At 68.5% G+C, this 3,042-nt stretch carries 2 protein-coding genes and 1 pseudogene; 1 reads left to right on the forward strand and 2 read right to left on the reverse strand.

The window, feature by feature from the left end; all coding sequences use genetic code 11:
* Positions 1-1,018, reverse strand: a pseudogene (locus AC3ET4_RS30540) (cation-translocating P-type ATPase); the annotation flags it as partial.
* A gap of 184 nt (positions 1,019-1,202) precedes the next feature.
* Positions 1,203-1,658, reverse strand: coding sequence for a hypothetical protein (locus tag AC3ET4_RS30545; RefSeq protein WP_431955175.1), 456 nt, complete (start codon positions 1,656-1,658; stop codon positions 1,203-1,205).
* A 515-nt stretch (positions 1,659-2,173) separates the two neighbouring features.
* Here AC3ET4_RS30545 and AC3ET4_RS30550 point away from each other — a divergent pair.
* Positions 2,174-2,974 carry an HARBI1 family protein gene (locus AC3ET4_RS30550; protein WP_431955177.1) on the forward strand — a complete coding sequence of 267 codons (801 nt, stop codon included), beginning with the start codon at positions 2,174-2,176 and terminating at the stop codon, positions 2,972-2,974.
* The last annotated feature ends 68 nt before the right edge of the window (positions 2,975-3,042 follow it).

The following is a 3,042-nucleotide window of genomic DNA, read 5'->3' on the forward strand; positions in this document are numbered from 1 at the left end:
GGCGCAGCCGCTCGCGGTCCCGGACCAGGACCTCCTCGCGCGCCAGAGCACTACTCAGCACTGCGATGAAGGCCCCCGGACCGTAGCGCGCTGCTTTCGGGGATCCGGCCAGCACGGTCTCGGCCGCCTCGTCCGCGTTCCGCGTGAACAGCAGCGTGGTGGCGGCCCCTGCCAGCATCCCCTTGACCGCTGCGTCCGCATACTCCTCGCCCGGACAGGCACGCAGCGGCGGTCGTACCACATCCTTCCCGGCCAGCGTCAAGCGATCCGGTGCGCACAGTATGTCGTGCACCGCGTCGAAGGCCGCCAGCTGAGCCAAGGACGACACCAGTTGGACGGTCCGCAGGGCCGCATCCAGCAGCAGCGGAGTCGGCGACTGCCCCAGGCCAGCGGCGGCTGCATAAGCCAGCGCCAGGACCAGGTCGGCACCATCGACCCCCACAGTGCGATGCAGCGCCGCCCGTACGCGCGAATCCTCCCGCAGCAAGGTGACCACGGCCGAGACACTGCGGGGTGGGCGAGCGAGGAAGGCGCTGCGCGCTGCGACGGCAGTGCCGATACCAGCCGCGTCGCAGGCCAAAGCAAGCGCACTGGTACGGACACCACCGGCGGCACCCGGATGCACGTGCTCCCAAGTCGGCTCGGGACTGTGCTGCAGGCCCCTCTTGGCAGCCAACCGTGACACAGCGTCGGCCACCACATCACGCACGACGCCCTCGCCGGCCTGCACGACCAACCGCTCCAGACCACCGTCCCAATAGGCGCTCAGCACATCCGGGTGCTCGGCCAGCTCGGCCGCAACCTTCCGGGCTGCGTCTTCGACCCTGCCCACTCTCTGCTCTTCCGCCTCCGGCCGATGCGGCAGGCAAAAGTGCATCCGGGATCCCGCCCGCCAATAGCCCACCTGAGGTGTCACGGCATTGCGGACGACCCTGCCGACCCGTACCGCGGTCTCCGACAGGGCCGCTGCCGCGCTCACCGAACCCCGGGTACCGGCGTTCAGCAGCTCAATGATCATCTGTGCCGTACCTGCGCTGGGCGGGGTGAGACGCCGGCTGGCGTTCACGGGGATGGCCGCAACTTCCTGAAGATCAATGGCAGACAGGCAGGCCAGCAAGCGAGACAGCATGATTCGCCCTTCAGGCTCCCGCGCCCAGGGGCCCGGGGCAGCGCCGGTCGGTGGTCGCAGGGAGCAAAGCGCGTCACGCCTCTGCGGGCGCGGCGCGGCGGTCTTGCGCCGCGGTGGCAGCCGACGTGGCCGAGGATCCGACCTCTGCTGGGAACGCTGACGTCTCCGGCGCGCCGCGTCCCGTTTCCGACTGCACAGGCCTGCTGTGCCCACTGGCCACGACGGGGGCGTTGGCAAGCGGCTGCGTCAGCCACACCACTGCCGCACCCGCCACAGCGACCGGCCATTCGATCACACCGACCACGCCCAGCAGCCCGGCCCCGGCATAAACCACGGCACGCCGCGCATGAGGCGAGACGATACCCACCGAGCCCAGCACGCCATCAATGACGCCCTTGAGTGCTCGAGAACCAGGAAGGCCTTCCACCGCCGTTTCCAACCTCTGCGCAGAACGTGTCAGCACGTCATTGACGGGACCAGCCACCCTCCCGACTCGGGCGCCAAGCGTGTCTACACTGCCGCTGGCCATGGTGTCTCCCTCCGACGAAGTCATCGCACTGCCCTCTGCAGCGTGTTCGAGCGGCCCGAAGGACCCTGAATTCCCGCACTGAACCCCAACCCTGACAAGGGCTTACCAATCCAGCAAATCGGAAATTTTTGCCGGGTGAGGGAAGTGCTCGGTCGGCGCTGCGGCGCCGAGGGCGGCCCCCGAGGTTGAGGATCGTTGCAAGGGTTCTGACATGAAACTGCACGAATTTGCAGGTCAGCGGGTGACAGGGGGAACATTCCTCCCCTGGGGATTGCCCGGTCAGGGGAGCCCTGGCGAGCGAGGATGTGCTGTTCCCGGGATCGATGTCCGTGTCCAGGCAGTGAGTGAGTCTTTCCCGGTAAGCACCCGTCACTCGCTGTGATCGCTACCCCTTGCGCTGCGGCCTGCGTGGTCCCCAAGTCCGGGCAGGCGTAAGGCCCCTGGTAGGAACGATCTTGCGACGGATTGTTCTGACCGAGGGGCCTCACGTGTCGACCAGTGTCACATATACCGCGATGCTCGATGTGAAGCGGTCCACCGCCGAACACCTGGCCCGGTTGCTGCGCGACCACCGCGCCGCGGTCGGCACCCGCCGGGGACGGCGTGCGCTGGGCTGCTTCCGGCAGGCGGTGCTCGTCCTGCGCTGGTTCCTCGACGGTACCCGCCTGGCGCAACTCGCCCGGGACAACGGCCTGTCGTCCTCCACCGCCTACCGGTACCTGCACGAAGGGCTGACCGCCCTGGCAGCCGGGGCTCCGGATCTGCACACCGCGCTGGAGCGGGCGAAGGCGGCCGGGCTGACCCATCTGAACCTGGACGGCACCGTGGTCCGCACCGACCGGGTCGCGGCCCCCGGCCCCAACGGCGCGGACCTTTGGTGGTCCGGGAAGCACCGCCATCACGGCGGGAACCTACAGGTCATCTCCACTCCGGACGGCTGGCCGATCTGGGTCTCACCGGTCCGCCCCGGCCGCGAGCACGACACCACCTGCGCGCGCCGGCACGGCCTGATCGACGCGCTCAACCGGGTCGCGGCGGAGTTGGGCGTGCCGACCCTGGTCGACCTCGGGTACGAGAACGCCGGAGACGGCTTCCGCCACCCGATCAAGAAGCCCGCCGGCGGCGAGCTGACCGAGGCCCAGCAGACCTACAACAAAGTCATCCGCGGCATCCACGGCGTGTGCGAACGAGCCAACGCCCTGCTCAAGACCACCTTCAAGGCCCTGCGACGAGTCAGCCTCGACCCCAGCCGCATCACCCAGATCGCCGCTGCGGCCCTCATCCTGCTCCAGCTCGAGTACGACCGAACCATCTAAACGATCACGCAGTGTCATGATCCATTACCGGGAAAGGCTCAGTGCACCCGCGAGAGTGGTCGCGATAT

The organism is Actinacidiphila sp. bgisy167 (genome assembly GCF_057707665.1).